A 26,362-nucleotide genomic window follows, 5' to 3' on the forward strand; every position below is an offset into this window, starting at 1 on the left:
CGGAGGCCCGATGTCGCTTCTTCGCTCTGCCAGATTCCCCGCGATCGTCCTGCTGGTCGCCGCCGCGCTCGGGCTGATCGTGGCCAATTCGCCCGCCGCCGGAGCGGTGGATGCCGTCATGCACGCCGAGCTGGGCATCCCGGGGGTGTTCGAGCTCAGCGTCTCGCACTGGATCAAGGACGGCCTGCTGGCGGTCTTCTTCTTCGTCGTCGCCGTCGAGCTGCAGTACGAGCTCACGAGCGGTCAGCTGAACTCCGCGCGCAAGGCGCTGCAGCCTGCGATCGCGGCGACCGGCGGCGTGCTGCTGCCGATCCTGATCTACGCGATCTTCGCGTGGAGGTCCGATGCCACCGCCGGCTGGCCGATCCCGACCGCGACCGACATCGCGTTCGCGCTCGGGGTGCTGGCGGTGTTCGGCAGGGGGCTGCCATCGGCGCTGCGGGTGTTCCTGCTGGCGCTCGCGATCCTCGATGACATCGTCGGCATCGTGTTCATCGCGGTGCTGTTCACCGCCGACGTGAACCTCGGCGCGCTCGCCGGGGCGGCCGTCGCCGTCGTCGCGTTCGGCATCCTGAGCCGCGGGCTCGACACGCGCGCCCGCGTGCCGATCGCGATCGTGCTGGCCGTGCTCGCCCTCACGACGTGGGTGCTCGTGTATCTGTCGGGCGTGCACGCCACGATCGCCGGTGTCGTGCTCGGGCTCGCGATGGCCCAGCGTCCTGCGCTGCGCGTGCGCCACGAGCTGGAGCCCTGGGTGAACGTCATCGTGCTCCCCGTCTTCGCCTTCTCGGCCGCCCTCGTGGCGATCCCGTCGGTGCCCCTGTCGCAGCTGTCGCCGGCGTTCTGGGGCGTGCTGGTGGCGCTCCCCGTCGGCAAGGTCGTGGGCATCTCGGTGTTCGGGTGGGTGTCGCTGCGCGTCGCGCACCGCGGCGGACCGCCGCCGCTCGCCTTCGCCGACCTGCTGGCCGCCGGAGCACTGGGCGGCATCGGGTTCACCGTGTCGCTGCTGCTGTCGGAGCTCGCGTTCGCCGACGCCCCGCCGTTGCGCGATCAGGCGACCCTCGGCGTGCTCGCCGGTTCGGTCGTTTCGCTCCTCTTGGCCGCAGGGCTCGTATCGTGGCGGGCATGGCACCATCGACGCCTGACGGCGACCGCGTGACCCCCACCGACCCCGACGCGCTGCGCGAGGCCGCGCTCGTCATGCACGCCGTGCGCGACCGCTGCGTGTGGACGCAGCAGATCGACCACCGCGCACTCGTGCCGTACCTCGTCGAAGAGAGCGCGGAGCTCATCGATGCCGTCGAGGACGGCTCGCGCGCCGAGCTGCGCGAAGAGCTCGGCGACCTGCTGTGGCAGGTGCTGTTCCACGCCGAGATCGCTTCGCGCGACGCCGATGATCCGTTCGACATCGACGACGTGGCGCGGGGGCTCACCGACAAGATGGTGCGGCGGCATCCCCATGTCTTCGGCGACGCCGTCGCGACCACGCCCGAAGAGGTGCTGGTGCACTGGAACGCGGCGAAGGCGGCGGAGAAGTCGTCGCGCACGAGCGTGCTCGACGGCGTGAGCACCCACATGCCGAGTCTCGCCCTCGCCCAGAAGCTCCTGTCGAAGGCGTCGAGCGTGGGGGTGACCGTCCCGGAGGCGGAAGGCTGCCGGTCGTTGAGCGAGCGAAGCGAGACGGAACGCCCCGAGCCCACGAGCGAGGCCGAGCTCGGCGACGCCCTGCTGGCACTGGTGACGACGGCGAAGGCGAACGGCTGGGACGCCGAGCGGGCGCTGCGCGAGCGCCTGCGGGGGCTGACCGCTGACATCCAAGCCGCCGAGGGCAGTCCTGAGGCTCTGGAAAGATAGACCCGTGGCATCCGTGAACCCGCCGCGCGGCATGCGCGACTTCCTCCCCGCTGACAAGGCCCGCCGCGAGAGCGTGCTCGCCGTCATCCGCGAGCGCTACCGCGCGCACGGCTTCGACGAGATCGAGACCCCCGTCATGGAGGAGTACTCGCGGCTGCACGCCGGCATCGGCGGCGACAACGAGAAGCTCGCGTACAACGTCCTCAAGCGCGGCCTCGACGCCGACGCGATCCGCGCGGCCGCCGACGAGCCTGCCGATCTCACCGACCTGGGTCTGCGCTACGACCTCACCGTGCCCCTCGCGCGGTTCTACGCGAGCAACCGCGGGCAGCTGCCGACGGTGTTCCGCTCGATCCAGATCGCCCCGGTCTGGCGCGCCGAGCGCCCGCAGAAGGGCCGCTACCGCCAGTTCGTGCAGTGCGACATCGACATCATCGGCGACGCGTCGGCGCGCGCCGAGGCCGAGCTCGCCGTCGCGACGCTCGACACGCTCGACGCCCTCGGCCTCGAAGGCGGCAGCATCCGCATCAACGACCGGCGCGTGCTGGACTGGATGCTCGACAGCTTCGGCTTCGCCGCCGACGAGCGCCCCGGGGTGCTCATCACGATCGACAAGCTCGACAAGGTCGGTCCCGACGGCATCGTCGCCGAGCTGCGCGAGCGCGGCGCGACCGCCGCGGCCGTGGACGCATTCGCCGCGTTCCTGCGCCGGCCGATGACGATGGAGTACAACCCGTACGGCGAGCGCCAGATCCGCAAGGCGCTGCCCGCGCAGGCTCCCGACGACATCGTCGCGCACCTCGTCGGCATCGGGGCGGCGGTCGCCGCGGCGCGCGGCGCCGACGGCCCGCTCGGCGACATCCCGCTCGTGTTCGATCCGTTCCTGGTCCGCGGCATGGGCTACTACACCGGCACGATCTTCGAGCTCGCCCACCCGTCCGTCGACTACTCGCTGGGTGGCGGCGGCCGGTATGACGGCATGATCGGCCGGTTCCTGGGGCAGGACGTCCCCGCCGTGGGCTTCTCGATCGGCTTCGAGCGCATCGTCGACCTGGTCGCAGAGCGGGGGGATGCCGCCGCTGAGGCCGTCGTGCTGGTCCACGACCGCGACGTGCCCGAAGGGGAGCTGCTCGCACTCAAGGCTGCGCTCGTGCGTCAGGGGTCGCGGGTGCGCCTGGAGCACCGCACCAAGAACCTCAAGGCGCTGCTCGAGCGCGCAGCCGCCGACGGCTACACGGCGTTCGCGACGGTGGGCGCGGGGATGACGGCCGAGGCGCTCGAGGTCAAGCCGCTCGGCTGAGCCGGATGGCGCGGTAGGCCACGCCGACCGCGACCACCACCACGCCGGCCACGACCGACGTCCACGGCAGCGTGACGGCCAGGACGAGGCATCCGATCGCTCCCACGATCTGCAGCGCAGCGGGGTACCGCCGCGCCTCGCCGCGCTGGCGGAGCGCCGCCACGTTCGCGACGAAGTAGTACAGCAGCACGCCGAACGACGAGAACCCGATGGCGCCGCGCAGGTCGACCACTGCGACGAGCACGACGACGAGGGCGCCCGCGGTGAGCTCCGCGCGATGCGGGACGTGCCAGCGCGGGTGCACGCGGTCGAGGACGGCGGGCAGATCGCGCTCGCGCGCCATCGCGAAGGCCGTGCGGCTCACGCCCGCGATGAGGGCGAGCAGCGCGCCGAGCGATCCCGCCGCCGCCCCGACGCGCACGACGACACCGATCCATGCCCACCCCGAGCGCGCGGCGGCGTCGGCGACGGGCTGGGTGGATGCCGCGACCCCGGCGGGTCCGAGCGCCGCGAGCACCGCCACCGCGACGACCGCGTACACGGCCAGCGCGATGGCGAAAGCGATGACGATCGCCCGAGGGATGACGCGGCGCGGCTCGCGCACCTCCTCGCCCATCGTGGCGATGCGCGCGTACCCGGCGAAGGCGAAGAACAGCAGCCCCGCGGACTGCAGGATGCCGTAGGCGCCGCCAGCCCACAGCGAGCCGGAAGCGAACGAGTCTGCGACGGCGCCGCCCGAGATCGCGGCCGTCACGGCGGCCGCGAGCGCGCCGAGCGTGATCACGACGATCACGCGCGCGGCGCCCGCGGTGCGCGTCACGCCGAACCAGTTCACCGCGGTCAGCAGGGCGACCGCCGCGATCGCCACGGGGCGCTCCCATCCGGGAGGCGCGGCATAGGCGGCGAAGGTGAGCGCCATGGCGGCGCAGCTCGCGGTCTTGCCGATCACGAAGCCCCAGCCGGCGATGAAGCCCCACCATGGTCCGAGCTCCGCGCGGCCGTACGCGTAGGTGCCGCCCGAGGTCGGATGCGCCGCAGCGAGCTGCGCGGACGAGGTCGCGTTGCCGAGCGCCACGACGGCCGCGATCGCGAGGCCCACCAGCAGGCCGGTGCCGGCGGCATCCGCGGCGGGCGCCCACACCGCGAACACGCCTGCACCGACCATCGATCCGAGGCCGATGAACACGGCGTCGCCGAGTCCCAGGCGGCGTTGCAGCGAAGGGGTGGTCACGGGCGGGACTCTAGCGCGCGGACGAGAACGGCTCTCGCGGCGCTCTGCGGGTTCGGCCAGGATGGGCGCATGACGCTGCAGCTGCACACCGTGCTCGTGCCGTTCGGTCCCGCGACGGCGATCGAGCTCACCGATGCCCAGGTCGACGAACTGGGCGGCGGCAAGCGTGCCGCCGTCGTGGTCGGCATCGGCGGGAACACGGCGCGCGTGCGCCTGGGCGTGATGGACGGCAAGAACCTCATCGGCCTCTCGAAGGCGGTGCGCGCGCAGCTCGGCGTCGACATCGGCGACGAGGTCGACGCCACCGTCGCGCTCGACACCGCCGAACGCGAGGTCGATGTGCCCGACGACCTCGCCGCGGCGCTCGAGGCCGCCGGCGCGAGGGCCGCGTTCGACGCGCTGTCGTTCTCTCGGCGCAAGGAGCTCGCACGCGGTGTCGCCGAGGCCAAGCGCGCCGACACCCGCGAGCGCCGCGTCGCCGCCGCCGTGGAGGAGTTCACCGGCTCCTGAGCCGGCGCTCGGGGCGCGCGGGCCCAGGTCCCGGGCCACCGGTGCGTCATCGGCGTGACGGCATCCGTTCATCCGCGTGCGGTGGTATGTGCCCATGGCCCGCTCCCGTGACGTCGTGCCCCGGTCGTTCGTGTTCGGCGTGGTGGGGGTCGCTCTGGGCGCCGGGCTCGTGATCCTGGGCGGGCGCACCATGCTGTCGCGCCAGGCCGCGGTCGCGCGGCGCCGGATCGGCAAGCCGCTCGGCGAGGATGCGCTGGACGCCGACCGCGTGTGGGGCGGCCGCTTCGACGGGCCGCCGCGCGAGCTCGTCGTGCTGGGCGATTCCATCGCCGCGGGCCTCGGTGCCGAGCGCCGCAAAGACACGCTGGGCGCCCGGCTCGCGAAGGGCCTCGCGCGCACCGAGCGCCGCCCGGTGCGGCTGCGCACGGCCGCGGTGGTGGGCGCCGAGACGTCGATGCTGGCGCCGCAGATCGATGCACTGCCCGCCGACTACCGGCCCGACGTGGCGGTCATCGTGGTCGGCGGCAACGACGTCACGCACCGGATTCCGGTGTCGGCCTCGGCCGCCCAGCTCGAAGAGGCGATCGTGCGTCTGCAGGCGCGAGGTGCGGCGGTGGTCGTGGGAACGTGCCCCGACCTCGGTGCCCTGCGTCCGGTGCCGCAGCCGCTGCGGGCGCTGGGCGCACGGCTGTCGCGCCAGCTGGCCGACGCGCAGGCCGAGGCGGCCGCACGCCACGACGCGCGGGCGGTGTCGCTGCGCCGCGCGGTGGGGCCGTTCTTCGTGACCCAGCCTGACGAGATGTTCAGTCTCGACCGGTTCCACCCGAGCGCGCTCGGCTACCGGCGCACCGCAGAAGCGCTGCTGCCGGCCGTGATCGCGGCGCTGAGCGACGGCGACGGGTGAGTGCACCCGTCGCCGCCCCTCGCCGGTCGCGCGTCAGCCCGCGTACGACGCCGCCCACTCCGCGACGCGGGCGGCGCTCTCCTCCTCGGACAGGTCCTCCACGCGGGTCATGATCGACCAGCGCACGCCGAACGGGTCGCGCACGCTCGAGAAGCGGTCGCCCGAGACGAACGTCGACGGCTCCTCGCGGACCGTCGCGCCCGCGGCGACCGCCTTGGCCGTCACGGCATCGACGTCGGGCACGTAGATGCCCATCGAGTAGCAGTCGGCGTCGCCCTCGGGGGCCGGCACGAGCCCGTAGTCGGGCGACGGCTCGCCGAGCTGCAGGAATCCCAGGCCGAAGTCGAGCCCCGCGTGGACGACGAGTCCGCCGAACTCCGTGACGTCGACCACACGGGCGCCGAACACGTCGCGGTAGAAGTCGATGGCCTCCTTCGCGCCGCGGATCGCGAGGAACGGGGTGAGGCTGGTGGCCGTGTTCGGACGGCCGTCGGTCGTGTGGGCGCCGGTCACGCCGGCGGTGTTCTCTGTGGTCATGCTCCGATGGTCGCGGAGGGGTGGATGCCGCGGCTTGCAGATTCGCGACAACCTCGGCCGGTGCGTCCGTCACCGCGTGTCGGAGCGGCCCGCTACCGTTGCCGCGTGACCGACCCGACCCGAGGCGTGCTCTACCCCGACCGCCTGCCGCATTTCACGCGGCTGCCGCCCGGGGACGAGGCATCCGATCTCGTCGAGTGGTACTGGATCCCGCAGTGGGACCTGCCCGATGGCGTCGAATCGCGCCAGACGCTGTTGTCTTATCCGGCGGCCAATCTCGCCGTCGAGCCCGACGGCGTGACGCTCTGGGGTGTGACGACGCGTCCGAGTGAACGCGTGCTGCGGGGGAGCGGCTGGGCGGTGGGTGCGCTGCTGCGCCCCGCGGCGCTGTCGGTTCTGACCGCCGCGCCTGCGGACCTCGCCGACAGCCACGTCGTGCTCGACGAGCCGGCGCTGCACGGCGCCGTCGCTGCGGCGATGCCCGACGTGCAGGCGGCCGTCGACGCCGTCGAGTCGTGGCTCGTCGCGCGGGTCGGCGCACTCACCCCCGAGGCGCGGCTGGCGAATGCGGTGGCGGAGCTGCTGATGAACGATCCCGGCGTCCTGCGCCTGGACGACGCCGCCGAGCGGCTGCGGGTGTCGGCGCGCACGCTCCAGCGTCTCGCGCACCGCACCGTGGGCCTTCCGCCGGCCGCGATGATCCGTCGCCGGCGTCTGCAAGAGGCGGCGCAGCGCGTGCGCGATGACCCGGGCGCCTCACTGGCCGACATCGCCGCGGACCTCGGCTACGCCGATCAGGCGCACCTTGCCCACGACTTCCGCACCGTGCTGGGCTTCACCGCGTCGGACTACCGCGGCGATCGGTGAGGGCTACGGCGCTGTGGCCGTCGTCACCCGCTTCTTCTCGCGCACGTAGACCTCGCGGCGCACGCGGGCCACGACGTCGCCCGAGGCATCGGTGATGTCGGTCTCGAACCACTCCAGCACCTTCGCGCCGCCGCGGGCGCGCTCGCGCAGCTCCTCGGCCTTCTCGCGCGGCACGTGGAAGTGCGCGGTCAGGATGCCCCGGCCGGGCTTGACGAACTCGATCTCGCCGCGCGTGTCCCACACCACGTAGTCGCGGCCGAGCTGGTGCATCACGAGCATGAAGTAGTACGGATCGGTCATCGCCGACATCGACCCGCCGAACGCCGTCTTGACGTAGTTGCGGGTGAGCAGGTTGACATGCAGCTCGACGGTGGCGCTGGTCCAGTCGTCTGAGAAGCGCCGCACGCGGATGCCGCTGAACAGGTTGGGGATCCACAGGCTCATGCCGACGGCGAGGCGGCGGGGGGTCACGCGCATGCGCCCAGCATGGCGGAGCGTCCCCCGTCGCGTGCAGTCGATTGGCGTGTGTCGACAATTGTTCTACTTGTCATAGAATAAGTGCGTGCTGGTTCGAATCGATGCCGAGAGCGATGCGCCGCTGTTCGCGCAGATCGCCGCGTCCGTGCGGGCGGATGCCGCGGCCGGCCGGCTTCGGGCCGGCGACCGTCTTCCCGCCGCTCGCGACATCGCGTCCGCGCTCGGGGTCAACGTCCACACCGTGCTGCACGCCTATCAGGACCTCCGGGACGAAGGGCTCGTCGAGCTCCGCCGGGGGAGGGGCGCGGTCGTGACCGCGCAGGCCGAGGCGCTGCAGGCGCTGCGCCACGACATCCACGACCTCGTCGCGCGGGCGCGCGTGGCGGGGCTGCCGCCCGACGCCCTCGCCGCCCTCGTGAGAGAAGCGGGCCGTGACGAACCGAAGGAGCACCGATGACCGTCGAACCCGCCCCGCAGCTACCCCGGCACGGCGTGGTCAGCGCCGCCGCTGCGAGCGCACGCCGAGGCGCCTCGGTGCCCTGGCCGGCCGTCATCGCCTTCGTCCTCGTCGCCTGCGGGCTCGCCTGGCTCGTGGCGCTCCCGCTGTGGTTCGGCGAGGGGCTGGCATCACCGTTGGCCCCACTGATCCTGCCGCTCATGATGCTCGCGCCGGCTGCAGCGACGCTCGTGGTGCTCTTCGTGTTCCGTGTGCCCTCGCAGGGCCGCTCGCGGTTCCTGGGGCTCTGGCCACTTCGGCCTGCGGGGCGTTTCGTGCTGTTCCTTGCGCTGGCGCTCCTGTTGCCGATCGTCATCGTCGTCGCCACGGCGCTGCTGGCGGGGGCCCTCGGACTGGTACGTCTCGACCTCGTGGGGTTCTCGGGCTTCGCGGCGCAGCTCGCCGGGAGCGCCCCGGCCGGCGCACTGCCGCCCGTCCCGGTGCTGGTGGCAGTGCAGTTCGCAGCATTGCCCTTGGGTGCGGTCGTCAACAGCGTCCTGGCGTTCGGTGAAGAGATCGGCTGGCGCGGCTGGCTGCAGACCGCCCTGCTGCCGCTGGGCACGTGGCCGGCGCTCCTGATCACGGGTGCGGTGTGGGGGCTGTGGCACGCGCCGGTGATCCTGCTCGGGTACAACTTCGCGCGCCCCGACATCGTCGGCGTCCTGCTCATGGTGGGCGGCTGCGTCGCTTGGGGCGTGCTCTTCGGCTGGCTGCGCCTGCGCGGCGCGTCGCTGTGGCCCGCGGTGCTCGCGCACGGGTCGCTCAACGCCGTCGCCGGGATCGTCATCGTCCTCGCCGCCGCCGGAGTCGCTCCCGATCTCGGCTGGGCGGGCCCGCTCGGCGTCGTGTCGTGGGCCGTGCTCGCTCTTGTGGTCGGGGTGATCGTCCTGATCCGCCAGTTCCGTCCGGGCACGCTCGCCGCGCCGCGCACGCCCGTCACCCCGGCCGCCGTCGCTGCGGCCACCGCAGCCGAAGGAGAGTTCCGATGACCCGCCCAGACCTCGCCGTACGGCGGTTCGTGCTCGTGGCGGTGTGGCTGCCCGTCGTGCTCGTCGCTGTGGGCGTGATGATCCAGCTCATCGCCCTCCCGCAGCTGCCCGCGACCATCGCGGTGCATTGGAACGCCGCGGGCGAAGCGGACGGCTTCGCCCGCGCGTGGACGCAGCCCCTCATGACGATGCTGTTCGGTCTGGGACTGCCGCTGCTGATGGCGCTCACCTCACTGGGAGGGCTGCGCAGGGGCGATCGCGGACCGACATACCGCCTGATGGGCGCGAGCGCGGCCGCGGTGTCCGCCCTCGTCACGGTCGCCCTCACCTGGACCCTCGTGATGCAGGTCGGCCTCGATGCCGCGTCGCAGGCGCCGACGGTGTGGGCGGCGCTGGCGGCATCCCTGGTCGCCGCGGCCGTGGTCGGCGTCGCCGCCTGGTTCCTGCAGCCGAAGACCGACACGGCGGGCGTCCCGTCCCGTCCCGCGGAACCCCTCGCGCTCGGACCGCACGAACGGGCGCTCTGGATGCGCTCGACCTCGATGTCGAGCGGCGGCGCGATCGCGATCGTCGCGGCCGTGCTCCTGGTCGCCGTCTGCGCCGTCGCGGCGTGGGTCACCGGGGCCGACCCGGCCCTCGCCTGGCTGCTCACCGGCGTCGCGGCGCTCCTGGTGTTCTTCGCGGCGACCACGCTCGCCTTCCAGGTTCGTGTGGACGACACCGGCCTTCGCGTCGTCTCGGTGCTCGGGTTCCCGAGGTTCCGCGTGCCGCTGGCTGACGTCGAGTCCGCGGCGCTCGCCCACGTCAACCCGATGGGGGAGTTCGGCGGCTGGGGTCTGCGGATAGCCCCCCACGGCCGTCGCTTCGGGATCGTGCTGCGCGCCGGCGAGGCGCTGGAGGTGACCAGACGCAACGGCCGCCGGTTCGTCGTGACCGTCGACGACGCCGGCACCGCCGCAGCGCTGCTGGAAGCGCTCGTGCAGCGCGCCGCCGCGAGGTCTTGACGCCCGGCGCGGTGCCGGATTTGCTGGGGGCATGGCTGACCCCACCCCCGACGCCTGGCGTCGCGTCGACGCGTACCTGACCGAGCTGCTCGTGGGCCACGACCCGACGCTGGAGCTCGCCGTCGAAGACCAGAACGACGCCGGCCTGCCCGCGATCGAGGTCGCGCCCGTCAACGGCAAGCTGCTGCATCTGCTGGCACGGCTGGCCGGAGCACGGCGCGTGCTCGAGATCGGCACGCTCGGCGCCTACTCGACGATCTGGCTGGCGCGCGGCATCCCGCAGGACGGCCGCGTCGTCACGATCGAGGCCGAGCCGCGCAATGCCGAGATCGCCCGGGCCAATCTCGACCGCGCCGGCGTCGGCGAGAAGGTCGAGATCCGGCTGGGCCGTGCCGCCGAGGTGCTGCCGACGCTGGAGGGCCCGATCCGCGAGGGGACCGCGGCGCCGTTCGACCTCGTCTTCATCGACGCCGACAAGGAGTCCAACACGATCTACCTCGACTGGGCGGCGCGGCTCGGCCGCCCCGGCACGGTCGTCATGGTCGACAACGCCGTGCGCGGCGGCGAGGTCGCCAATCCCGCCACCGAGAACCCGCAGATCATCGGCGTGCAGCGGGGGCTGGAGATGCTCGGCAGGGATCCGCGCTTCGACGCGACGGCGCTGCAGACGCTCGACGCGAAGGGCTACGACGGCATCGCGCTCGCCCTGGTCGTATGACAGCGGGATGAACGGTCGGCTCGGCGGGCGGCATCCCCCGTCACGAGACGTGCCGGTTCAGTAGGCTGGGGGCGGACCGACGACGCTCCGACGATTCATCCTCCACGAACAAGGAGACCCCTGTGGCACAGATCGAGGCTGTAGGCGCGCGCGAGATCCTCGACTCGCGCGGAAACCCGACCGTCGAGGTGGAGGTGCTGCTCGACGACGGGATCGTCCAGCGTGCGGCCGTCCCCTCCGGCGCGTCGACCGGCGCTTTCGAGGCGTACGAGCTGCGCGACGGCGACAAGGGCCGCTACGGCGGCAAGGGCGTCCTGAAGGCGATCGACGCCGTCATCGACGAGCTCGGCCCGGCGATCGAGGGCATCGAGGCGAGCGAGCAGCGCGTCATCGACGAGATCCTCAACGAGACCGACGGCACCTCCAACAAGGAGCGCACCGGCGCCAACGCGATCCTCGGCATCTCGCTCGCGGTCGCGAAGGCCGCGGCCGACTCGGCCGACCTGCCGCTGTTCCGCTACCTCGGCGGACCCAACGCGCACGTTCTGCCCGTGCCGCTGTTCAACGTCATCAACGGCGGCGAGCACGCCGACAACGGCATCGACTTCCAGGAGTTCTTCCTGGCGCCCATCGGCGCCGAGACGTACCGCGAGTCGCTGCGCTGGGGCACCGAGGTCTACCACGTCCTCAAGGGCGAGCTCAAGGCCGCCGGCTACGCCACCGGCCTCGGCGACGAGGGCGGCTTCGCCCCCGACCTCCCCAGCAATCGCGAGGGTCTCGACTTCCTCATCAAGGCGATCGAGAAGGCCGGCTTCACGCCCGGCACCGATGTCGCCGTGGGCCTCGACGTCGCCGCCACCGAGTTCTTCAAGGACGGCGTGTACACGGTCGAGGGCCAGGCCTGGTCGGCCGAGAAGCTGACCGACTACTTCTCCGACCTGGTCGACAACTACCCGATCGTCACGATCGAGGACGCCCTCGCCGAGGACGACTGGGACGCGTGGAAGGCCCTCACCGACAAGCTCGGCAAGAAGGTGCAGCTCGTCGGCGACGACCTGTTCGTCACCAACCCCGAGCGCCTGCAGCGCGGCATCGACCTGGGTGTCGCTAACGCGCTCCTGGTGAAGGTCAACCAGATCGGCACGCTCACCGAGACGCTCGACGCGGTGGCCGTGGCCACCCAGAACGGCTACCGCTCGATGCTGTCGCACCGTTCGGGCGAGACCGAGGACACGACGATCGCCGACCTCGCGGTCGCGGTCAACTGCGGTCAGATCAAGACCGGCGCGCCCGCTCGCAGCGAGCGCGTCGCGAAATACAATCAGCTTCTGCGCATCGAAGAGGAGCTCGGTGAGGCCGCGGTGTTCGCGGGTCGCGGAGCGTTCCCCCGTTTCAAGGGCTGACGCGCAGCAGGACTGACGTAGAGGGGGAGCCGTGGCCAAGAGGACGACGGCTCCCCCTTCTCGTCCCTCCGGGGCGTCTCGCACGCCTTCGGGAGCAGTGGATGCCTCACGCCGACGGCCGGTGGCAGGTCGGCGCCCCGTCGACGTGCGGGGCTGGCTCGGCGGCATCCGTCTGTCCGGCTTCATGGTGATCATGCTGGGCCTGGTCGTGCTCGCCGCGTTCGTGCTGGTGCCGACGATCGGCACCTACGTCGACCAGCGGCAGCAGATCGCGGCGCTCGAGGCTGCCGTGCAGCTCAGCCGGGACGAGGTCGCCGATCTCGAGGCGCAGCGCGATCGGTGGCAGGACCCGGCGTACATCACGACGCAGGCGCGCGAGCGGCTCTACTACGTCAAGCCGGGCGAGGTGGTCTACCTCGTCGACAACGATCTGCCGCCCGAGCGCGAACCGCAGGAGCAGTCGCCGGTGAGCGACCAGGTCGAGGCGGCGCAGACCGACTGGATGTCGCAGCTGGTGCGCTCGGTCACCGAGGCGGGCCTGGCCCAGACCGTCGCGCCGCTCGAGTTCGGCGTGCCCGCGGACACGCCGTCCGACACGCCCACCGGCACCGACCCGACCGACACGTCCGGCGGCGCGCCGACCCCGTGAACCGCGGGTGACGCGCGGTTTCGCCGCGCCTCGGTCCAGGCTCGTCCCAGGCGGCCCCGCTAGCCTGGAATCGTGACGACTCCGCCCTTCCCCCCTGTCAGCGATGCCGACCTCGCCGTGCTTCGCGAGCAGCTGGGCCGGCCGGCGCGCGGGGTCCTCGGCATCGCCGCGCGCTGCGTGTGCGGCAACCCCACGGTGGTGGCGACCTCGCCGCGTCTGCCCGACGGCTCGCCGTTCCCCACGTTCTACTACCTCACCCACCCTGCCGCCACCGCGGCGATGTCGACGCTCGAGGCCGACCACGTCATGCGCGAGCTCTCGGACGAGCTCGCCGACGAGGACGTGGCCGAGGCCTATCGTCGCGCGCACGAGGCGTATCTGCACGACCGCGCCGTCTACGGCGAGGTCGAAGAGATCGACGGCATCTCGGCAGGCGGCATGCCGACCCGTGTCAAGTGCCTGCACGCGCTCGCGGGGCACGCGCTCGCGGCGGGTCCCGGCGTGAATCCGATCGGCGACCGGGCTCTGCAGCTGTCGTCGTGGTCGCCCGAGCGCTGCGTGTGCGCCCAGCCGGGTTCGGCCGGATGACGCGGCGCCTCCTGGCCGCACTCGCCTCGGCCGCCGTCGCGACGACCCTCGTCGTGGGTGTCCCGGCGACGGCTCAGGCGGCGACTCCCGACGCCACGCCGCCCGCGGCAGCCGGTGAGGACGCGGTGCGCCAGGCGGAGTACTGGCTCGACGACTACGGCATCGCCGAGGCGTGGCAGACCACGCGCGGCGCCGGCGTCAAGATCGCGATCATCGACACCGGCATCGGCCGCGGTCCGAGCGAGTTCGACGGCGCCGTCGCGGCCGGCACCGACGTCTCCGGCGTCGGCTCGTCAGACGGGCGCACGCCCGTCGGGGCGGTCGACGCCGACCACGGCAGCTGGGTCGCCTCGCTCGCCGCCGGACGCGGCACCGGACCCGAGACCGGCGTGATCGGCGTGGCCCCTGAAGCGCAGCTGCTGGCGGTGTCGGTCGGTTTCGGCTCGTCGGCCACCCGCTCGTTCGCCGACCAGATCGTCGACGCGATCCACTGGTCGGTCGACAACGGCGCGGACGTCATCAACATGTCGCTCACGACGAACGTGCCGGACTGGCCCGAGAGCTGGGATGAGGCGTTCCAGTACGCGTTCGACCACGACGTCGTCATCGTGGTCGCCGCCGGCAACCGGGGGAGCGGCACGACCCGCGTCGGCGCGCCGGCCACGATTCCGGGCGTCCTGACGGTGGGCGGCGTCGACCGCGCGGGCAAGGCGAGCGTCGACGCCTCGACGCAGGGGATCACGATCGGCGTCACCGCCCCGAGCGAAGAGCTCGTCGGCGTCTCGCCCGACGGCAATGTGGTCTCGTGGGACGGCACGAGCGGCGCGGCGCCGATCGTCGCGGGCATCGCCGCGCTGGTGCGCGCGGCGCACCCCGACCTCGACGCCGACAACGTCATCAACCGCATCGTCAAGACCGCGCACTCGGTCGGCGCGGACCCCGCCGACAAGCTGCAGTACGGCTTCGGACTGGTGGATGCCGCCGCCGCCGTGTCGGCCAGCGTCGCGAGCGTGGACGCCAACCCGATGGGAAGCCTCAAGGACTGGGTGCGGCTGTACCGCCGGGCGCAGTCGCAGCCGCAGCCCAGTGAGTCGGCGCCGTCGGTCGAGGTGCCGCCGCTGCCGAAGGCCGACACCGTGACACGCGCCTCGTCGCCGCTGCTGCCGGACCGCGACACCGTCCTGTACGGCACCCTGCCGCTCACGTTGCTCACGGCGGCCGCTATACTGGTGGCGCTCGGCGTCACCGCTGCTGTCCGACGCATCCGATTGGCGTCCCGCACGCCGAGCCGCTGACCTCCAGGAGTAGTCCCCACCGTGAGCAACACCGTGCCAAAGATCCTTATCGTCGGCGGCGGATACGCAGGCTTCTATACCGCGTGGAAGCTCGAGAAGCATCTTCGCAAGGGTGAGGCAGAGGTCACGATCGTCGACCCGCTGCCCTACATGACCTACCAGCCGTTCCTCCCCGAGGTCGCGGCCGGCTCGATCGAGGCGCGTCACGCTGTCGTGGCGCTGCGTCGTCACCTCAAGCGCACGAACGTCGTCGCGGCCAAGGTGACGGGCATCGACCACGCGCACAAGACGGCGACGATCACGCCGATCGCGGGCGAGCCGTACGAGTTCGAGTACGACCAGATCGTCGTCACCGCCGGCGCCGTGTCGCGCACGTTCCCCATCCCGGGCATCGCCGACAACGCCATCGGCCTGAAGACGATCGAAGAGGCCGTCGCGATCCGCGACAAGCTCATGTCGAACTTCGACAAGGCGTCGACGCTTCCTCCCGGGCCCGAGCGTGACCGTCTGCTGACCGTCGTGGTCGTCGGCGGCGGCTTCGCCGGCATCGAGGTGTTCGCCGAGCTGCGCTCGCTGGCCTCGTCGCTGGTCAAGAGCTACCCGCAGATCACGTTCGAAGACACGCACTTCCACCTCATCGAGGCGATGGGCCGGATCATGCCCGAGGTCTCGCTCAAGACGAGCGAGTGGGTGCTGAAGAACCTCGCCAAGCGCGGCGCGTCGGTCCACCTCGACACGCAGGTGCAGGGCGCCGTGGACGGCAACATCCAGCTCTCGACCGGCGAGGTCATCCCGACCGACCTGATCATCTGGACGGCCGGCGTCATGGCGAACCCGACAGTGGTCCGCGGCGGCGACCTCCCCGTCGAGGAGCGCGGCCGCATCCGTACCCGCGCCGATCTGCGCGTGGGCACCGAGGACGAGTTCGTCGAGGGCGCCTGGGCGGCCGGCGACGTCTCGGCCGTGCCCGACCTGTCGGGCGGCGGTGTGGGCGGGTACTGTGTGCCCAACGCGCAGCACGCGGTGCGTCAGGCGAAGCTCCTCGCGAAGAACCTGGTCGCGGTGCTCCGAGGCGAGCTCCCGCGTCAGTACGTCCACAAGAACCTCGGCGCCGTCGCGGGCCTGGGCCTGTGGGTCGGCGTGTTCCAGTCCGGCAACCTGGCGCTCAAGGGCTGGATCGCGTGGCTCGCCCACCGTGGCTACCACGGCCTGGCCATGCCGTCGTGGGAGCGCAAGTGGCGCGTGCTGTGGGGCTGGTGGAACAACTTCTGGCTCGGTCGCGACCTCGTCAACCTGTCGACGGTGCAGAACCCGCGCTACGTGTTCGAGGAGTTCGCGGCGCGTCCTCGCCCCGCGGCTCCGGTCGAGGCTCCTGCCGAGCCGGCCGCACCGGCGAAGAAGGCCCCGGTCCGCAAGGCTCCGGCCACGAAGGCAGCGGACGCCGAGAAGGTCGCCGCCAACTGAGCATGATCGAAAGCCGCAGGCTCGTCTGAGAAGATGAGCCTGCGGCTTTCGCGTTCGTGCGGGTCGTGCTCGCCCCCGTAGCCCAATGGCAGAGGCAGGCGACTTAAAATCGCTTCAGTCTGGGTTCGAGTCCCAGCGGGGGTACCTCCGGATCGTTCGCCGCCGGCGGCGTCGCCGAAGCCCGCCGATAAGGTAAGTGCATGGCTGGAAACACACTGATCGTCGTACGCGCAGACGGCACTCGATTCCCGGTGGAGCAGATGGAGGGACTGACTGTCGACTTCCGCGGGGAAGGCAGCACCATCGAGATCGGTGAGGGTTCGGTGTTCCGCAACTCGAAGATCATCATGGGCTTGGAGGGGCTGGTCAGCATCGGCCGTACCCATCGACGAGGCCTGAACAATACCGTGGTCGACATGAGCGGCAATGGCACCGGCAAGTTGCTTTCGATCGGTGCCGGGACGTCCATCGAGGGATGCCGGTTCGCCATGGCCGGTGGCGGTCCGCGGGAGGTCCGGCTCGGGGAGCACTGCCTGCTCAGCAGCAACATCACTTTCCGGCCGAGCGACGGCCATGCGATCTTCGATCTGACCACCGGCGAGGTTCTCAACCACGCCAAACCCATCCACGTGGGCGATCACGTGTGGATCGGTGCCGGTGTCACGTTCGTGAAGGGCAGCCGGGTGGCAGGCAACAATGTCGTCGGGACACAGTCGCTAGTGTCGCGGCGCTTCGACGAGCAGTTCACCGCGATCGCGGGCAACCCGGCGCGAGTCGTGAAGACCAGCATCGGTTGGGACCGCGCTCACGTCGAGGACTACGACGCCGCGCTCTCCAAGGCGTAGCAGCGGCGGTGAGTCACGTCGCCGCAGGAGTGCGATCTGGGTTCGAGTCCCAGCGGGGGTACAGGTGGGACCTGTCGATTTCGTCGTTGATCAGCGCTATCCTTGGCGAAAGCGGCGAAGGAGCCCCGACATGAGCGATCAGCAGCCGGCCCCCCAGACCACTCAGCCCGCGAAGGCTCAGAAGAGCGGCTGGTTGTGGAAGACGACGGCGTTGCTCCTGGGCGCCCCGCCGATTGCGGTCTACGGCGCCGAAGAAGAAGTCGAAGCAGAGCGGGCGGCGCGCCGGGCGGACTGATCGAGCACCGCGTGCCGTCGCGTCGGCCGTGGGGGAGCGCGTCATCGGAGGGCCTGCGGTGGCCCTACGCTAGAGCAATGCGCGCGCACCCGAAGCGAGCCGTATGAGTCTCGATCTGCTGTCCACACCCACGGCGACGAAGCCGTGGACGAACTCCGCGTCCTACTGGGACGCCATGAGTCGTGCCCTCGCTGATGTCAGCGGCCCCGTCGCCGCGATCAATCTCGAGGCACTCCGATACAACGCCCTCGACCTCGTGGTGCGCGCCGGCGGCGTGCCGATCCGCGTGGCCAGCAAGTCCGTCCGCGTGCGCGACGTCCTCGACGCCGTCCTCTCGCTGCCGGGCTACCAGGGCATCCTGGCGTTCACGCTTCCCGAAGCCCTGTGGCTCGCGCAGGACCGTGACGGGGCTCCGGGCATCGATGACATCGTGCTCGGGTACCCGACCGTCGACCGGGCCGCGATCGCCGCGCTCGTCGCCGACGAGGTCGCCGCCGCACGCATCACGCTCATGGTCGACGACCTGGCGCAGCTGGATGTCATCGACGCGGTCGCTGCGCCCGGGACGCGCCCCGAGATCCGCGTGGCGATCGATGCCGACGCATCGTGGCGCGCCCCCGGGCTCGGGCACATCGGCGTCTTCCGCTCGCCGGTGCACGACGCCCCCGAGGTCGCCGCACTCGCTCGCTCGATCGCGGCGCGCGACGGCTTCCGCCTCGTCGGGCTCATGATGTACGAGGCCCAGATCGCCGGACAGGGCGACGCGACCGGATCCGGCGATGCGATGATCCGCTGGATGCAGAGGCGGTCCGGCGCAGAGCTGCTCGACCGCCGTGCCGCGATCGTGTCGGCGCTGCGCGACATCGCGCCCCTCGAGTTCGTCAACGGCGGTGGCACGGGGTCGCTGGAGCTGACGGCATCCGATCAGGCCGTCACCGAGCTCACAGCCGGCAGCGGGCTGCTCGCCGGGCATCTCTTCGACGGCTACCGCGCGTTCGACCCGGCCCCGGCGGCCGCGTTCGCGCTCGAGGTCGTCCGCAAGCCGGCACCCGACATCGCCACCGTCCTGGGCGGCGGCTGGATCGCGTCGGGACCGCCGCTGGAGTCGCGCCAGCCCCGCGCGGTGTGGCCTGAGGGGCTGCGCATGGCCCCGCGCGAGGGTGCGGGCGAGGTGCAGACGCCGCTGCGCGGCGATGCCGCGCGCGGGCTGCGCGTGGGCGACCGGGTGTGGTTCCGCCACTCCAAGAGCGGCGAGCTCGCCGAACGCGTCGACCGGTACCACATGGTCGACGGCAGCAGTCTTGTGGGGACGATCGCGACGTATCGCGGTGAGGGGAAGGCATTTCTGTGACCCGTCCAGGCGGAGTGTGGCGCAACTGGGGGCGCTCGGAATCTGTCAGGCCGCAGCGGATCGAGTTCCCGCGCACGGTCGACGCCGTGCAGCGGGCGGTCGCCGCCGCGGCGGCGCGCACGCTGCCGGTGAAGGCGGTCGGCGCCGGGCACAGCTTCACCGGCATCGCGGTGGCGCCCGGTGTGCTGCTCGAGCTGCGGGATCTGAGCGGTCTCGTCTCGGTCGACGTCGAGCGAGGACGTGTGACGCTCCTCGCGGGCACGCGGCTGCATCAGGTGCCCGCGCTGCTGGCGCCGTACGGGCTCGCGATGGAGAACCTCGGTGACATCGACCGGCAGTCGGTCGCCGGCGCGATCTCGACGGGCACGCATGGCACGGGCGCGCGGTTCGGCGGCCTCGCGACGCAGGTCGTCGGTGCGACGCTGGTGACGGCGTCCGGCGACCTGCTGCGGATCGACGAGCACGAGAACAGCGAGATGCTCCCGGCCGTGGCCCTCGGTCTGGGTGCGCTCGGCATCCTCGTGGAGGTCACGCTGCAGTGCGTACCGGCGTTCGTCATCCACGCTGTCGAGCAGCCTGAAGCCCTCGACAGCGTCCTGGCTGGCCTCGACGATCGCGTCGCGGCGGCCGACCACTTCGAGTTCTACTGGTTCCCGCATACCGACCGCGCGATGACGAAGACCAACACGCGTCTGCCGGAATCGGCGCCCCGCCACCCGCTGTCGACGGCCGGCAAATGGGTCGACGACACGCTCGTCGGCAGCGGCCTGCACCAGGTCGCGTGCACGACGGGCAAGCTCGCCCCTGGCCTCGTGCCGTCCATCAACCGGCTCTCGGCCAAGGTGTGGGGCGATCGGGAGTTCACGGATGCCTCGGCCCGCGTGTTCGCCACCAGCCGGTCGGTGCGCTTCCGTGAGATGGAGTACGCGCTGCCGGCCGAGAACGTGCGGCCGGCGTTCGACGCCGTCCGAGCATTGATCGCGGACCGCGGCTGGCGCATCGGCTTCCCCGTCGAGGTGCGCTTCGCCGCCGCCGACGACCGCTGGCTGTCGACGGCGCACGGGCGGGCGTCGGGCTACATCGCCGTCCACCGCTACTGGCGCGACGACCCCACCGAGTACTTCGGGGCGGTCGAGCAGATCATGCTCGGCTTCGGCGGCCGCCCGCACTGGGGCAAGATGCACACGCTCGGCGCCGATGTGCTCCGCGAGCGCTACCCCCGCTTCGAGGAATTCATCGCGCTGCGCGATCAATTGGACCCTGACCGGCTGTTCCGCAACGCGTACCTCGACCGCGTCCTCGGTGGGTAACGGCTGAGAGTACGCACCCCGGCTCAGTCGGGGTGCGTGCGCGTCGATAGGATGAGGGCACTATCGAACGGAGACTCGGCAATGGAATGGCTGATTCCAGTCCTCATCGTGGTGGCGCTGATCGTCATCGCCGGCATCTACCTCTGGGCGACGTACAACTCCCTCGTCCAGCTGAACGTGCGCGTCGATGAGGCGTGGAGCGACATCACGGTGCAACTGAAGCGCCGCGCCGATCTGCTGCCGAACCTCATCGAGGCGGTCAAGGGCTACGCCGCGCACGAGAAAGCCGTGTTCGAGAACGTGACCCGTGCGCGCGCCGAGACGCTGTCGGCCGCCGGACCGGCCGATGCGGGCGTGGCCGAGGGTCACATGCAGCAGGCGCTGAAGTCGCTGTTCGCCGTGGCAGAGGCTTACCCGCAGCTGCAGGCCAGCCAGAACTTCCTGCAGCTGCAGCAGTCGATCGTCGACACCGAAGACAAGATCCAGGCGTCGCGCCGCTTCTACAACGGCGGCGTGCGCGAGCTCAACACCAAGATCAAGGTGTTCCCGAACAACATGTTCGCGCGCAACCTGGGCTTCCACGAGCGGGAGTTCTTCGAGGTCATCGACGGCGCCGCGATCTCGGAGCCCCCGCGCGTCCAGTTCTGACGCGGAGCGGATCTCTGCGAGCGCCAGCGGGTGTTGACGAGATCCGGGTCGACATCGGGCGAGCCGGTCGAAACCGCCGGAGCGCTGTCGGAACGGGGCGCTAGCGTCGAGGCATGGTCCATACGCTGACGCAGGAGCAGGCCCGCCGTATCGCGTTGCGCGGGCAGCTGCTGACCGCCGAGCGACCGGCCGGCATCGTCGAGACGATCGATGCGCTCACGATCCTGCCGATCGATCCGACGTCGGCGATCGCGCCAAGCGTCGATCTCATCCTGTGGAGCCGGCTCGGCTGGCCGTACTCGCCGGCCGACCTCGTGCGGCTGTTCGAAGAGGACCGTGCCGTCTTCGAGTGGGGCGGCTTCTACCGCGCCATGACCGATCTGCCGCTGCTGCTGCCCGAAATGCGGCGGCGGCCCGAATCGCAGCGCGCGCGGGAGTGGCTCGCGGCCAACGACGCCTTCCGCCGCGATGCTCTGACGAGGCTGCGCGCCGAGGGGCCGCTGCACCCCGTCGACCTCCCCGACACCGCCCAGGTGTCGTGGCGCTCCTCCGGCTGGACCGACAACCGCAACAGTCAGCAGCTGCTCGAGATGCTCGTGCTGTGCGGCGACGTCGCCGTCTCGTCGCGGGATGCGGCCGGTCGTCTCTACGACGTCGCGGACCGCGTCTACCCGGCCGACGTGCCGCAGCTGTCGGACGAGGATGCTGCCCGTGAGCGCGGAGAACGGCGTCTCGCCGCGCTCGGCATCGCCCGCGCGAAGGGGCTCGCTCAGCCCATCGAGCCGATCGCGGCCGGCGAGCTGGGGGAGGCGGCGGTGGTCGAGGGCCTCGACGGCGTCTGGCGCGTCGACCCCGAGGCTCTGGCGCACGTCGACGAGTTCGAGCCGCGCACGGCGCTGCTGTCGCCACTCGACCGGGCGGTGTTCGACCGCCGTCGTCTGGAGGAGCTGTTCGGCTACGAGTACATCCTCGAGATGTACAAGCCGGCGGCGAAGCGTCGCTGGGGGTACTTCGCGCTGCCGATCCTGCACGGCGACAGGTTCGTCGGCAAGCTCGATGCGAGGGCCGACCGCAAGGCCGGAGTGCTCCGCGTCCACGCCGTGCACGAGGACGAGCCGTTCGACGACGTCATGCGTGCCGGGGTCGACCGTGAGATCGGTGACCTCGCCCGCTGGCTCGAACTCGCTCCGGTGGGCGCCGGTCTCGGCTGATCCGGCGTCAGCGCACGCTGACGACGATGCGATCACCCTCGTCGTCGATGTCGCCGCGCAGCGTCCACGCATCCGTGCGATACGTGAACGTGGCCGCGACGCCGTCCCTCGTCGTACCGGTGACGCTGGCCACGAGCACGCCGCCGGTCGCGGCGAACGAGCCGCCGTCCGCCGAGATCGCCACGGTCGGGCGCTGCTCGACGCGGAACGCCACGCTCGTCAGCTGCGCCAGGTCTGCGGCCCACGGGATGACGATGCCGCAGTGGCCGGGCACCGCGGCGGCGGGTTCGGCGCAGGCGTCGGCGTACGCGTCGACCTGCTCCTGCACGGCCGTCGGAAGGTCGACGGTGGGCTCGGCGGACGGCGAGGCCGATGACGACGCCGAGGGAGCCGGCTCAGGCGCCGAGCCCAGCCACCAGGCGAGGCCCGCACCGCCGAGCGCGAGCACCACTGCGCCGGCGATGACGCTTCCGACGATCGCGCTGCGCTTCACCCTTGAAACGCTAACCCGTGAGCCGCTCCGCGGCGAGTTCGTCGGCCTCGGGCTCGTCGTCCGCGAGCGCCACGGGGGCGCCCGGCCCGGCCTCATGGCGCGCCGCCTCGGGGAGGACCCGCGCGAGATCGTCGGTCGCGTCGCCCCAACGCGAGACGGAGATCCGCTCCAGCCCCTGCCAGGATGCCGCGAGCCTGAGCTGATCGGCGAGGCGGGGTGCGGCATCCACTGGTCGCGAATGCTCCCACCACGCCGACTGCACGAGCAGCGTCGATGCGGCCCTGTCGGCCTTGAGATCGACGCGGCCCACGATGTCGTCGCCGATGAGCACGGGAAGCGAGTAGTACCCGTAGCGCCGTTTGGGTGCCGGCGTGTAGATCTCGATGCGGTACTCGAAGTCGAAGAGGCGCTCGGCGCGGTCGCGGAACCACACGACCGGGTCGAACGGCGTGAGGATCGCCGCGGCGTCGATGCGCCTGGGCACCGTCGCGTCGCGATGCAGCCACGCCGGCGCCGGCCGGCCGGCGCTCGTCCACCCCCGCACCGTGACCGGCTGCAGCTCGCCGGCGTCGACGAGATCGCCGACCGCAGCGAGCACCGCCTTGCGGTCGGCGATGCGCCAGTAGTCCGCGAGGTCGGCGGCGGTCGAGACGCCGTACGCGCGGGCAGCCCGCGACACGAGTTCACGCACGGCGTCCTCTCGCGGGACGTCGATGTTCAGCGCCTCGCGTGGAATGACCTGCTCGGCCAGCCCGTAGCGGCGCTCGAATCCGCGGCGCCCGGCGATCGCGACCTCGCCGAACAGCCAGAGGTGCTCCAGCGCGTGCTTGACGACGTCCCAGTCCCACCAGGGACCGCGCGCGCCCTTCTTCGCGTCGTGCTCGATCTGCGCGGGCCGCAGCGGGCCGCGATCGGCGAGCTCGGCCCGCACCCAGTCCACGATGTCGCGGTGGGTGTCGAACCAGCCGCCGGGCTTGCGGCCGTACTTGTCGCGCAGGGCGTCCATGCGGAAGCGGAAGAGCCCCCAGTCGGACGCCGGGATGAAGGCGGCCACGTGCGCCCAGTACTCGACGTACGGCGCGCGGCGGGCGAACAGCAGGCGGTCGAGCGCCGCAGGATCGTAGGAGCCGACCCGCGCGAACAAGGGCATGTAGTGCGAGCGCGCGAACACGTTGACGGAGTCGATCTGGAGGGTCGCCATGCGCGCGAGGGCGCCGTTGAGCTGTCGGGTGCCGGCCGTGTCGGGGCGCGGCCGCGCGAACCCCTGGGCGGCGAGGGCGACCCGTCGGGCCTCGGCGGCGCTGAGCGTGGACTTCACGCGCGCCAGAGTAGTCGCCACCTCGGACACCGCCCCTCCGCTGGCGCCGCGCAGGTTCATGGCCGCCGCGGAATGTGACGCGCCTAGACTGGCCCAATGAGGAGAATGTGCGAATGAGCGGCTCCGATGACAAGCCCAGAGGCTCGCTGTTCGACGCGATCCGCGATCGCAGCAGGGTCATCTCGACCGAGACCTCCGAGGCGGTGCCCCACGGCCTGAGGGTCGCCACCGCGTACTCCTGGCGCTTCCTGGTGCTCGCCGCCGCGATCGGGGTCGCGGTCTGGCTCGTCATCCAGCTGAAGCTGCTGGTCATCCCGCTCCTCATCGCGATCCTCATCACGGCGCTGCTGTGGCCCGCGTTCGCATGGCTGCTGCGCCACAACGTCCCGCGCTGGCTGGCGATCGTCATCTCGGTCGTCGGCACCCTGGCCATCGTCACCGGGCTCCTCTGGCTCGTGGTGTGGCAGATCATGGCGCAGTGGGACTCGGTGCAGGCCAGCACCGAGGCGGCGATCGAGCAGTTCCGGCAGTGGCTGCTGAGCGGCCCGTTCGACATCTCCGCGACGGACATCGACGGATGGCTGAAGACAGCCGGCGCGTTCCTGCAGGAGCAGGCCGAGCTGCTGTGGACCGGCGCCCTCGCGATCGGCACCACGATCGGCCACGTCGCCACGGGTGCCGTGCTCTCGCTGTTCATCCTGCTGTGCCTGCTCGCCGACGGCGGCGGCATCTGGCGCTGGACGCTCCGCCTGTTCCCCAAGAAGGCACGCCCCGCCGCCGACGGCGCCGGGCGCGCGGGCTGGATCACGGTCGTCAACTACGCGCGCACGCAGCTGCTGGTCGCCACGATCGACGCCGTCGGCATCGGCCTGGGGGCGGCGCTGCTGGGCGTCCCGCTGGCCATCCCGGTCGCGGTGCTGGTGTTCCTCGGCGCATTCGTGCCGATCGTCGGCGCCGTGGTCACCGGCACGGTGGCAGTGTTCCTCGCCCTGGTCTACAACGGCCCGTGGATCGCGCTGTGGATGCTCGTCGTCGTGCTCGGGGTGCAGCAGCTCGAAGGCCACGTGCTGCAGCCGCTGCTGATGGGCTCGGCCGTGAAGGTCCACCCGCTCGCGGTGGTGCTCGTGGTGGCCGGCGGCGCGATGATCGCCGGCATCCCCGGCGCCCTGTTCGCGGTCCCGCTCGCCGCGTTCGTCAACGTCGTCGCGGTCTACATCGGCGAACGCGCCTGGGTGACCGGCGAGAGACCCACCGGCGACTTCATCTGGAGCACCGTCCCCCGACCCAGGAGATCCCGTTCGTGAGCACGACCCCCTCGTCCGCCGCACATCGTCCCACTCTGGCGGACTTCGAGGATGCCGCAGCCGTCCTCGAAGGCGTGATCGCGCACACGCCGATCGACGAGTCGCAGCATCTGTCCGACCTGCTGGGGGTGCCGGTGCACCTGAAGCTCGAGAACCTGCAGCGCACCGGCTCGTTCAAGATCCGCGGCGCGACGTACCGGCTGTCGCGACTGACGCCCGAGGAGCGTGAGCGCGGCGTCGTCGCCGCCTCGGCCGGCAATCACGCGCAGGGCGTCGCGCTGGCCGCGAAGGCCCTCGGGATCCCGGCGACGATCTTCATGCCGCTCGGCGTGCCCGTGCCCAAACTGCTGGCCACGCGCGGCTACGGCGCGGACGTCGTCCTCGAAGGCGCCACGGTCGAGACGCCGCTGCGCCTGGCGGCGGACTTCGCCGAGCGCACCGGCGCGGTGTTCATCCACCCCTTCGACCACCCGGACGTGATCGCCGGCCAGGGGACGCTCGGCCTCGAGCTGATGGACGAGGTGCCGGGCCTGGAGACGATCGTGCTGGGCATCGGCGGTGGCGGTCTCATCGCCGGCGTCGCCGCGGCCGCGAAGGCTCGCGCGACCGCCGAGGGGCGCACGGTGCGGGTCATCGGGGTGCAGGCGGAGAATTCGGCGGCGTATCCGCCCTCACTCGTGGCCGGGCATCCCGTCGATGTCGCCACGACTCCCACGATCGCCGACGGCATCGCCGTGGCACGGCCGGGAGATCTGCCGTTCGAGATGATCCGCGACCTCGTCGACGAGATCGTCACCGTGACCGAGGACGATATCGCGCGGGCCCTGCTCGTGCTGCTGGAGCGGGCGAAGCAGGTCGTCGAGCCCGCCGGCGCCGTCGGTGTCGCCGCGATCCTCGCCGGCAAGGTCGTCGCGACCGGCCCCACCGTGACGGTGCTCTCGGGCGGCAACATCGACCCCCTGCTGCTGCAGCGGGTCGTCGCACACGGGCTGGCGGCATCCGGTCGCTACATGACGCTGCGGATCCCGCTGCCTGATCGTCCCGGGCAGCTCGCGCGTGTCTCGGACCTGCTCGCGATCGCGGGTGCGAATGTCATCGAGGTGCTCCACACCCGCCACGGCCAGGGCCTGCAGATCAGCGAGGTGATCCTCCAGCTGAGCGTGGAGACCCGCGGCGAGGAGCATCGGGCGCACGTGATCTCGGTGCTCGAAGACGCCGGGTTCAGCCCGACCGTCGTCGTGGACTAGCGGAGCACGTCCACTCGGGCCGGTCGCCGAGACACGCTCAGCGACCGGTCGGTC

Annotated in this window: 28 protein-coding genes and 1 tRNA gene; 24 read left to right on the top strand and 5 right to left on the bottom strand. The window is 71.7% G+C overall.

What is annotated here, in order from left to right; translation table 11 throughout:
- Positions 1-10 precede the first annotated feature (10 nt).
- The 3 genes from nhaA to hisS are packed head-to-tail and all read left to right on the top strand — an operon-like array spanning position 11 to position 3,154.
- On the top strand, positions 11-1,159 hold the full coding sequence (gene nhaA / locus ABEA46_RS03700; protein WP_345543007.1) for a Na+/H+ antiporter NhaA: 1,149 nt from the start codon (positions 11-13) through the stop codon (positions 1,157-1,159).
- Complete coding sequence (locus ABEA46_RS03705; RefSeq protein ID WP_345543008.1) at positions 1,126-1,854, top strand: nucleoside triphosphate pyrophosphohydrolase; 729 nt, start codon at positions 1,126-1,128, stop codon at positions 1,852-1,854. The genes nhaA and ABEA46_RS03705 overlap by 34 nt, the downstream gene beginning before the upstream one ends.
- 31 nt (positions 1,855-1,885) lie before the next feature.
- Positions 1,886-3,154 (top strand): histidine--tRNA ligase, encoded by a 1,269-nt coding sequence (gene hisS, locus ABEA46_RS03710; protein WP_345543113.1) that lies wholly within the window; start codon positions 1,886-1,888, stop codon positions 3,152-3,154.
- Here the strand turns inward: hisS and ABEA46_RS03715 are convergent.
- The gene (locus tag ABEA46_RS03715) at positions 3,138-4,385 is read right to left on the bottom strand and encodes an APC family permease (RefSeq protein WP_345543009.1); all 1,248 of its coding nucleotides are present in this window, start codon (positions 4,383-4,385) and stop codon (positions 3,138-3,140) included. The genes hisS and ABEA46_RS03715 overlap by 17 nt on opposite strands.
- Positions 4,386-4,454: 69 nt before the next feature.
- Between ABEA46_RS03715 and ABEA46_RS03720 the strand changes: the two genes are divergently transcribed.
- Both ABEA46_RS03720 and ABEA46_RS03725 read left to right on the top strand, forming a co-directional pair.
- A complete protein-coding gene (locus tag ABEA46_RS03720) occupies positions 4,455-4,895 on the top strand; it encodes a YdeI/OmpD-associated family protein (RefSeq protein WP_345543010.1) in 441 nt (146 codons plus the stop codon).
- 94 nt (positions 4,896-4,989) lie between these two features.
- Complete coding sequence (locus ABEA46_RS03725) at positions 4,990-5,799, top strand: SGNH/GDSL hydrolase family protein (RefSeq protein WP_345543011.1); 810 nt, start codon at positions 4,990-4,992, stop codon at positions 5,797-5,799.
- A 33-nt stretch (positions 5,800-5,832) separates the two neighbouring features.
- Here ABEA46_RS03725 and ABEA46_RS03730 read toward each other — a convergent pair whose 3' ends face one another.
- Positions 5,833-6,336, bottom strand: coding sequence for a VOC family protein (locus ABEA46_RS03730; protein WP_345543012.1), 504 nt, complete (start codon positions 6,334-6,336; stop codon positions 5,833-5,835).
- 105 nt (positions 6,337-6,441) lie between these two features.
- Here ABEA46_RS03730 and ABEA46_RS03735 point away from each other — a divergent pair, with 105 nt between their 5' ends.
- The gene (locus ABEA46_RS03735) at positions 6,442-7,203 is read left to right on the top strand and encodes a helix-turn-helix domain-containing protein (RefSeq protein ID WP_345543013.1); all 762 of its coding nucleotides are present in this window, start codon (positions 6,442-6,444) and stop codon (positions 7,201-7,203) included.
- Between the two features lie 3 nt (positions 7,204-7,206).
- Here the strand turns inward: ABEA46_RS03735 and ABEA46_RS03740 are convergent, their stop codons facing one another.
- Positions 7,207-7,680 (bottom strand): DUF4442 domain-containing protein, encoded by a 474-nt coding sequence (locus ABEA46_RS03740; RefSeq protein WP_345543014.1) that lies wholly within the window; start codon positions 7,678-7,680, stop codon positions 7,207-7,209.
- 85 nt (positions 7,681-7,765) lie between these two features.
- On the opposite strand from ABEA46_RS03740, the gene ABEA46_RS03745 reads away from it, so the two are divergent.
- The 16 genes from ABEA46_RS03745 (at position 7,766) to ABEA46_RS03820 (ending at position 21,946) form a co-directional block, all read left to right on the top strand.
- Positions 7,766-8,137, top strand: a complete 372-nt coding sequence (locus ABEA46_RS03745) for a GntR family transcriptional regulator (RefSeq protein ID WP_345543015.1) — start codon at positions 7,766-7,768, stop codon at positions 8,135-8,137.
- On the top strand, positions 8,134-9,165 hold the full coding sequence (locus tag ABEA46_RS03750; protein WP_345543016.1) for a CPBP family intramembrane glutamic endopeptidase: 1,032 nt from the start codon (positions 8,134-8,136) through the stop codon (positions 9,163-9,165). The genes ABEA46_RS03745 and ABEA46_RS03750 overlap by 4 nt, the downstream gene beginning before the upstream one ends.
- Positions 9,162-10,169 (top strand): DUF1648 domain-containing protein, encoded by a 1,008-nt coding sequence (locus tag ABEA46_RS03755; protein ID WP_345543017.1) that lies wholly within the window; start codon positions 9,162-9,164, stop codon positions 10,167-10,169. Before ABEA46_RS03750 ends, ABEA46_RS03755 begins: the two co-directional genes overlap by 4 nt.
- A 31-nt stretch (positions 10,170-10,200) precedes the next feature.
- Positions 10,201-10,887: an O-methyltransferase gene (locus ABEA46_RS03760; protein ID WP_345543018.1), complete on the top strand. Its 687-nt coding sequence runs from the start codon at positions 10,201-10,203 to the stop codon at positions 10,885-10,887.
- 122 nt (positions 10,888-11,009) lie between these two features.
- Entirely contained in the window at positions 11,010-12,290 is a 1,281-nt protein-coding gene (gene eno / locus ABEA46_RS03765) for a phosphopyruvate hydratase (RefSeq protein ID WP_345543019.1), read from the top strand.
- Between the two features lie 121 nt (positions 12,291-12,411).
- Positions 12,412-12,939, top strand: coding sequence for an FtsB family cell division protein (locus tag ABEA46_RS03770; protein ID WP_345543020.1), 528 nt, complete (start codon positions 12,412-12,414; stop codon positions 12,937-12,939).
- A gap of 72 nt (positions 12,940-13,011) precedes the next feature.
- The gene (locus tag ABEA46_RS03775; protein ID WP_345543021.1) at positions 13,012-13,527 is read left to right on the top strand and encodes a DUF501 domain-containing protein; all 516 of its coding nucleotides are present in this window, start codon (positions 13,012-13,014) and stop codon (positions 13,525-13,527) included.
- Positions 13,524-14,822 carry a S8 family peptidase gene (locus ABEA46_RS03780; protein ID WP_345543022.1) on the top strand — a complete coding sequence of 433 codons (1,299 nt, stop codon included), beginning with the start codon at positions 13,524-13,526 and terminating at the stop codon, positions 14,820-14,822. Before ABEA46_RS03775 ends, ABEA46_RS03780 begins: the two co-directional genes overlap by 4 nt.
- A gap of 33 nt (positions 14,823-14,855) precedes the next feature.
- Positions 14,856-16,286, top strand: coding sequence for an NAD(P)/FAD-dependent oxidoreductase (locus tag ABEA46_RS03785; RefSeq protein ID WP_345543023.1), 1,431 nt, complete (start codon positions 14,856-14,858; stop codon positions 16,284-16,286).
- A gap of 71 nt (positions 16,287-16,357) precedes the next feature.
- A tRNA-Leu gene (locus tag ABEA46_RS03790) sits at positions 16,358-16,430 on the top strand.
- A gap of 56 nt (positions 16,431-16,486) precedes the next feature.
- The gene (locus ABEA46_RS03795; RefSeq protein WP_345543024.1) at positions 16,487-17,131 is read left to right on the top strand and encodes an acyltransferase; all 645 of its coding nucleotides are present in this window, start codon (positions 16,487-16,489) and stop codon (positions 17,129-17,131) included.
- Positions 17,132-17,261: 130 nt separating this feature from the next.
- Positions 17,262-17,426: a hypothetical protein gene (locus ABEA46_RS03800; protein ID WP_345543025.1), complete on the top strand. Its 165-nt coding sequence runs from the start codon at positions 17,262-17,264 to the stop codon at positions 17,424-17,426.
- A 103-nt stretch (positions 17,427-17,529) separates the two neighbouring features.
- Entirely contained in the window at positions 17,530-18,777 is a 1,248-nt protein-coding gene (locus ABEA46_RS03805) for an alanine racemase (RefSeq protein ID WP_345543026.1), read from the top strand.
- The gene (locus ABEA46_RS03810; protein WP_345543027.1) at positions 18,774-20,087 is read left to right on the top strand and encodes a D-arabinono-1,4-lactone oxidase; all 1,314 of its coding nucleotides are present in this window, start codon (positions 18,774-18,776) and stop codon (positions 20,085-20,087) included. Before ABEA46_RS03805 ends, ABEA46_RS03810 begins: the two co-directional genes overlap by 4 nt.
- Positions 20,088-20,168: 81 nt before the next feature.
- Positions 20,169-20,735, top strand: a complete 567-nt coding sequence (locus ABEA46_RS03815) for a LemA family protein (protein WP_191171999.1) — start codon at positions 20,169-20,171, stop codon at positions 20,733-20,735.
- A 113-nt stretch (positions 20,736-20,848) separates the two neighbouring features.
- Entirely contained in the window at positions 20,849-21,946 is a 1,098-nt protein-coding gene (locus ABEA46_RS03820; RefSeq protein WP_345543028.1) for a DNA glycosylase AlkZ-like family protein, read from the top strand.
- A gap of 7 nt (positions 21,947-21,953) precedes the next feature.
- On the opposite strand, the gene ABEA46_RS03825 is transcribed toward ABEA46_RS03820, so the two are convergent.
- Both ABEA46_RS03825 and ABEA46_RS03830 read right to left on the bottom strand, forming a co-directional pair.
- Complete coding sequence (locus ABEA46_RS03825) at positions 21,954-22,439, bottom strand: hypothetical protein (protein ID WP_345543029.1); 486 nt, start codon at positions 22,437-22,439, stop codon at positions 21,954-21,956.
- A gap of 10 nt (positions 22,440-22,449) precedes the next feature.
- Entirely contained in the window at positions 22,450-23,757 is a 1,308-nt protein-coding gene (locus ABEA46_RS03830; RefSeq protein ID WP_345543030.1) for a winged helix-turn-helix domain-containing protein, read from the bottom strand.
- Positions 23,758-23,870: 113 nt separating this feature from the next.
- Between ABEA46_RS03830 and ABEA46_RS03835 the strand changes: the two genes are divergently transcribed.
- Both ABEA46_RS03835 and ilvA read left to right on the top strand, forming a co-directional pair.
- On the top strand, positions 23,871-25,061 hold the full coding sequence (locus tag ABEA46_RS03835; RefSeq protein ID WP_345543031.1) for an AI-2E family transporter: 1,191 nt from the start codon (positions 23,871-23,873) through the stop codon (positions 25,059-25,061).
- A complete protein-coding gene (gene ilvA / locus ABEA46_RS03840) occupies positions 25,058-26,308 on the top strand; it encodes a threonine ammonia-lyase (RefSeq protein ID WP_345543032.1) in 1,251 nt (416 codons plus the stop codon). Before ABEA46_RS03835 ends, ilvA begins: the two co-directional genes overlap by 4 nt.
- The last annotated feature ends 54 nt before the right edge of the window (positions 26,309-26,362 follow it).

The sequence above is a fragment of the Microbacterium jejuense genome, from assembly GCF_039544225.1.
GTDB lineage: Bacteria > Actinomycetota > Actinomycetes > Actinomycetales > Microbacteriaceae > Microbacterium > Microbacterium jejuense.